Annotated in this window: 7 protein-coding genes and 1 pseudogene; 2 read left to right on the plus strand and 6 right to left on the minus strand. The window is 44.2% G+C overall.

Annotated features, from left to right (window positions below; translation table 11 throughout):
• The first annotated feature begins 301 nt into the window (after window positions 1-301).
• Window positions 302-682 (plus strand): DUF7682 family zinc-binding protein, encoded by a 381-nt coding sequence (locus tag IM477_RS06225; protein WP_002747647.1) that lies wholly within the window; start codon window positions 302-304, stop codon window positions 680-682.
• A 28-nt stretch (window positions 683-710) separates the two neighbouring features.
• On the opposite strand, the gene IM477_RS06230 is transcribed toward IM477_RS06225, so the two are convergent.
• From IM477_RS06230 to IM477_RS06240, 3 genes are read right to left on the minus strand one after another with little or no spacing between them, the layout of a single operon-like run.
• Window positions 711-1175 carry a DUF29 domain-containing protein gene (locus tag IM477_RS06230; RefSeq protein ID WP_287730947.1) on the minus strand — a complete coding sequence of 155 codons (465 nt, stop codon included), beginning with the start codon at window positions 1173-1175 and terminating at the stop codon, window positions 711-713.
• A gap of 13 nt (window positions 1176-1188) precedes the next feature.
• Complete coding sequence (locus IM477_RS06235; protein ID WP_287730948.1) at window positions 1189-1680, minus strand: DUF29 domain-containing protein; 492 nt, start codon at window positions 1678-1680, stop codon at window positions 1189-1191.
• A 10-nt stretch (window positions 1681-1690) separates the two neighbouring features.
• Window positions 1691-2182 (minus strand): DUF29 domain-containing protein, encoded by a 492-nt coding sequence (locus tag IM477_RS06240; protein ID WP_287730949.1) that lies wholly within the window; start codon window positions 2180-2182, stop codon window positions 1691-1693.
• A gap of 186 nt (window positions 2183-2368) precedes the next feature.
• Between IM477_RS06240 and IM477_RS06245 the strand changes: the two genes are divergently transcribed.
• Window positions 2369-3286 (plus strand): ROK family protein, encoded by a 918-nt coding sequence (locus IM477_RS06245; protein ID WP_287730951.1) that lies wholly within the window; start codon window positions 2369-2371, stop codon window positions 3284-3286.
• A 1-nt stretch (window position 3287) separates the two neighbouring features.
• Here the strand turns inward: IM477_RS06245 and IM477_RS06250 are convergent, their stop codons facing one another.
• The 3 genes and pseudogenes from IM477_RS06250 to IM477_RS06260 all read right to left on the minus strand — a co-directional run.
• Window positions 3288-3890, minus strand: a complete 603-nt coding sequence (locus tag IM477_RS06250; RefSeq protein ID WP_287730953.1) for a Crp/Fnr family transcriptional regulator — start codon at window positions 3888-3890, stop codon at window positions 3288-3290.
• A 237-nt stretch (window positions 3891-4127) separates the two neighbouring features.
• On the minus strand, window positions 4128-4766 hold the full coding sequence (locus IM477_RS06255) for an LON peptidase substrate-binding domain-containing protein (protein WP_147071116.1): 639 nt from the start codon (window positions 4764-4766) through the stop codon (window positions 4128-4130).
• A gap of 57 nt (window positions 4767-4823) precedes the next feature.
• Window positions 4824-5010: pseudogene (locus IM477_RS06260) on the minus strand (hypothetical protein); the annotation flags it as partial.

Below are 5010 nucleotides of genomic sequence, written 5' to 3' on the forward strand. Positions count from 1 at the left end.
AATAGGCTTTTCGAGGGTAATTCTTGTTTTAATTCTCCATGTACGCAGTCTTTAAAAGCCTCTATTTCGTTCCAAGACACGATTAAGAGTGGCTTTTAGGCTAAGTATAATTACTCATCGCGTAAGTGAGATGCTCCCGATCAACTTTCTTGCTGGTCAATGGCCAAACGAGGGATCGATCCCTGTATGCTGGTAAGTATAGATAATAACTAGGTAAAGACTTTCTTCTCCATCTGCCAAAAGTGAAGCAAGCTTTACCGCTTTTGAATACTCTCTCACAGCCTCACAGACAGATGGTATTATGTCCAGAAGAAAGAAGAAGTTTCCCTGTGGTCACAAGGGTTATGGCCAAGTCTGCCATCATTGCGCTCAACTAGATGCCGCTTGGGAAGAAAGAAAACGTCAAAAAAATGCTTGGGAAGCCACTTTTTCCCAAGATCCGATCGATCTGCGGGAATTACCGAAAAATGTGGTACTTAAAGCTAGGGAAATCCTGCAAGGATTGCAAAATCACCGCAATTATCGAGATTTCCACGGTAAACGATTGCGACACGATCGCTTTATTATCAGTATCCCCGTTACCCGCAATTATCGCCTCATCTGTCGCGACCACGGCAATCTCCTCGTCCCAGAAGCGGTCATCTCTCACGAGGACTATAACGTCTGTAAACCGGGTAGGTGAAGCTAATCTTTAGGTTGCTTGGGAAGATTTATGTCTCCCCAAAATCCGGCAGCCAATTTTGATCGAGAATCTCCTCTAGACTAGCTAACAATTCCACAGGGAAAATACTGGCATCTAATTGGGTTTCGTCAATAATCAGATGGCGAGCATCGAGATAACATTTCGCTAAAATTTCTCTTAAATAGGACTTTAAACTGGGACTATCTTCTAAAAGATCGGCAATTTGTAGGCGAAAATTTCTGATTTCTTTTTTCCATGCTGCTTGATTGTAATCTCGTTGCGATTGCCAGTAAGTTAACTTTAGTAAATGCTCTAAAAGTCGAGTTAAGAGACTCTTAAGCGCTCGTCGATTATTTTTTCCCAAATCTGCCAACTCCTCTAATAAATTCTGCCAATCTACTGCTTGAAAATCGCCTTGACGCAATTGGTTGATAGTGGACTCTAACCAAAGTTGATAATCGCTATCGTAGAGATTTGGGATAGTAATATTCATGATTTTTTACTCCTTAATTGCACTTTTCAGAATCATTGCTGATAGCTTCCCAATCCGGCAGCCAATTTTGATCGAGAATCTCCTCTAGACTAGCTAACACTTCCACGGGGAAAATACTGGCATCTAATTCGGTTATATCAATAATTATCTCCCGGGCATCGGTGTAACATTCCTCAAGTATCTCGGATAAATAGGGTTTGAGACTGGGACTATCTCTCAGTATTTTCTTGATTTGTTTCCGAAAGGTTCTAATTTCCCCTTTCCATGATGCTTGATTATAATCTCGTTGGGATTGCCAGTAAGTTAACTTCAGTAAATGTTCTAAAAGTCGAGTTAATAAACTTTCTAATGCTCGTCGATTATTTTTACCCAAATCTGCTAACTCCTCTAATAAATTCGGCCAATCTACCGCTTGAAAATCCCCCCGACGTAATTGGTTGATAGTGGACTCTAACCAAAGTTGATAATCGCTATCGTAGAGATTTGAAATGGTAATATTCATCATTTTTTACTCCTTAATTGCACTTTTCAGAATCATTGCCGATAGCTTCCCAATCCGGCAGCCAATTTTGATCGAGAATCTCCTCTAGACTAGCTAACACTTCCAGAGGGAAAATACTGGCATCTAATTCGGTTTCGTCAATAAGCAGATGGCGAGCATCGAGATAACATTCCGGCAAAATTTCCCTTAAATAGGACTTTAAACTGGGACTATCTTTGAGAATTTTTTTGATCTGAATCCGAAAATTGCGAATTTTTTTTTTCCATCCAGCTTGATTATAATCCCGTTGGGATTGCCAGTAAGTTAACTTCAGTAAATGTTCTAAAAGTCGAGTTAATAAACTTTCTAATGCTCTTCGTTCACTTTTACCCAAATCTGCCAACTCCTCTAATAAATTCGGCCAATCTACTGCTTGAAAATCCCCTTGACGCAATTGGTTGATAGTGGACTCTAACCAAAGTTGATAATCGCTATCGTAGAGATTTGGGATGGTAACTTTGATCATTTTTAAAATGGGTAAAAATCAGGAGTTAAGCTGCAGGTATCCAAACTATAGGAGAAATTTGGGCTAATCAATCAGCTAGTTTTGCCAGTTTAGCCGAATTATCCTCAATCACATCTAACCGCGCAAAAAAACGCCAAAAAGAGTGATAATAAACCTAGCTATTCCCAGAGTAACAAGAAAAGCCCGATGGTGAAAACAGTAATAGGTGTCGATTTAGGTGGAACTGCTATTAAAATTGGTAAATTTGACCAAGAGGGCAATTGTCTCGAATCTCTCACCTTGCCCACTCCCCAACCCGCTACACCCAAAGAAGTCGCCCATACCATACATCAAGGCATTTGTCAAGTAAATTTAGATAAAAGTTGTCAAGCCATCGGTGTGGGAACGCCGGGGCCGGCGGATGCTCAGGGAAGAATTGCCAAAATAGCGATTAATTTGGCAGGATGGCGGGATATTCCCCTCGCCGATTGGTTAGAAGAAAGTACGGGAATGCCGACAATTTTAGCCAATGATGCCAATTGTGCCGGTTTGGGGGAAGCTTGGTTAGGAGCGGGCAAACGGTTTCAAAACTTGATCCTGTTGACCTTGGGGACGGGAGTAGGAGGGGCAATTATCCTCGATGGTAACTTATTTGTGGGCAGCAAGGGAACGGCCGCAGAATTAGGCTTAATAACCCTTAATTTTGACGGTCCATTGTGCAATAGCGGTAATCAGGGTTCCTTGGAACAATACGTCTCCCGGCAAGCTATTCGCCGGATGACCGGCAAAGAACCGAAGCAATTGGCAGAATTGGCCGAAAAAGGCGATCGAGAGGCTTTAGAATTCTGGCAGGGTTACGGCTGTTTACTGGGGGCTGGTATCGCCAGTTTACTCTATGTTCTCACCCCAGAGGCGGTAATTATCGGCGGCGGCATTAGCGCCAGTGCTAAGTTTTTCTTTCCCTCTCTGCTCACAGAAATCGAAAGACGGGTGTTACCTAGTTCCAGAGAAGGATTAGAGGTATTAACGGCCGAGTTAGGTAATCGCGCCGGGATGGTGGGGGCCGCTAAATTAGCTTGGCAATTATTGGACCTCCGCAAGGAGTCTATTATGGGGGGGGACTGACTTAATCGTGAATAATTAAGTGGCGATCGCAATCGCTGCTCACGGCTCCCTGACGCTGAAATTCGCCTAACAAACGCGTCACCGTTACCCTCGTGGTACCGATAGCATTGGCGAGATTTTGATGGGTTAAACGGATCTTTAAACGACTGCCTTGGGCGATTGGTTCTCCCATTTCCCGCTTTAATAACTGTAGTAACTGCTGGAGACGTTCCTCCACTCGTTTGAGTCCTGCGATCGCAAGAAGCGATTCCGTTTGTTGTTGACGACGGATCATTTGATTTAACATCATCCTAGTTAATTCCGCCGAATTTTCTACTTCGGCGATCGTGTACCATTTTAGGTACAGTTCCGACAAGGCTCTGGCGTGATAGGATTCTAGATGGGTCAAATTTAAGCCAAAAAAGTGGGATGAATGGGCCCAGCCTAGTAAAATTTCCTCTCCACTCTCAGATACTTGACTTAGTTGCGCCATACCCCGATAAACTTGCCAGACTCCATCAACCACCAGAGGAATATTTTCCCCGCGATCATAAAAATGGAGCCGACGACTCTCGCTATAGTCTTCTCCGAAGGGTGAGACGCTGGGATTATAGGTCAGCAACATGATCAAAGTTCTCCTGGGTGAGGGGCTAACAATTTTAACCCCACTTTACTGTATCAAGGTAAACATTAGGTAATCCCCAGATTAACAGTTATCAGTTATCAGTTATCAGTGGGTCAGTCATCAGTGGGTTAGTGACCAGTTTTCAGATGTGAGTTATCAGTTCACTGATTACTGTTTACTGTTCACTGAAATAAGACGGCCACTGCCATCTCCCGAAGCTGAAAAACCTAAAGATCATTAATTTAAAGCATCTTTAAGAGCCGTGCGAGCGGCCAGATGATTGCGAGTCGAGGTGAGAATTTCCGATTCTCGTTGCAGACGACTGACTGTATCGAGCATTTCCAATAAAGCCTGTTGTTCCCCGGCCACACCGTAGAGATTACCCGCCACCCAGTAGGATAATTCCAGGGGAAGACTGGGCAAATCGTCGGGGAGTTCAATTTTTTGAGCGGTTAATTTGGCTGATAGATGAACCACATCCCGCAGCAGTCGATCCACTTCTTTGGCCAGAGGTCGCAGATCTTGGGTGGTGGGGACATCTTCAATCCACTCCACTAAACCGACACGATAGGGTTTTTCCCGGACATATTCTAGGACACGGAAGCGCTGTTGACCGATGGTGAGAATTTTTAACCGATCATCTGGAAGACGTTGACAACGGACAACTTCCGCACAACTGCCGACTTTAGCGATTTCTCCCGTGGACGGATCTACCATTAAGACCCCAAAACGGCGATCTTCTTCCAATATCGTATTCATCATAATCCGATAGCGAAACTCGAAGATGTGCAGGGGCAGGGGACGACCCGGGAATAAAACAACTTCGGGAAGGGGAAAGAGAGGTAATTCTCTAACGGCAATGGAAGAAGTGGCCATAGGTTTAGTAAAAAAAAACCGATCTTTTCTTATTTTTACACAATACCCCCTGAACCGCTAGGCAAGGGCAATAGACTCCGAGCCAGTATTCAGGAGCCAGTATTCAGGAGTCGGGAGATTGCCTTTATTTATTCTCCCCACACCCCACACCCCACACCCCACACCCCACACCCCACACCCCACACCCCACACCCCACACCCCACACCCCACCTTAATGCACTTACTGCATGATATAAATGCCTA

It is taken from the genome of Microcystis sp. M090S1 (assembly GCF_020246295.1).
GTDB lineage: Bacteria > Cyanobacteriota > Cyanobacteriia > Cyanobacteriales > Microcystaceae > Microcystis > Microcystis aeruginosa.

What these genes read in the sequence shown, in the direction of transcription:
- IM477_RS06235 (WP_287730948.1), bottom strand. Translation starts at nt 1,680, where the DNA reads ATGATGAATATTACCATTTCAAATCTCTACGATAGCGATTATCAACTT.
- IM477_RS06240 (WP_287730949.1), bottom strand. Translation starts at nt 2,182, where the DNA reads ATGATCAAAGTTACCATCCCAAATCTCTACGATAGCGATTATCAACTT.
- IM477_RS06250 (WP_287730953.1), bottom strand. Translation starts at nt 3,890, where the DNA reads ATGTTGCTGACCTATAATCCCAGCGTCTCACCCTTCGGAGAAGACTAT.
- IM477_RS06225 (WP_002747647.1), top strand. Translation starts at nt 302, where the DNA reads ATGTCCAGAAGAAAGAAGAAGTTTCCCTGTGGTCACAAGGGTTATGGC.
- IM477_RS06245 (WP_287730951.1), top strand. Translation starts at nt 2,369, where the DNA reads ATGGTGAAAACAGTAATAGGTGTCGATTTAGGTGGAACTGCTATTAAA.
- IM477_RS06230 (WP_287730947.1), bottom strand. Translation starts at nt 1,175, where the DNA reads ATGAATATTACTATCCCAAATCTCTACGATAGCGATTATCAACTTTGG.
- IM477_RS06255 (WP_147071116.1), bottom strand. Translation starts at nt 4,766, where the DNA reads ATGGCCACTTCTTCCATTGCCGTTAGAGAATTACCTCTCTTTCCCCTT.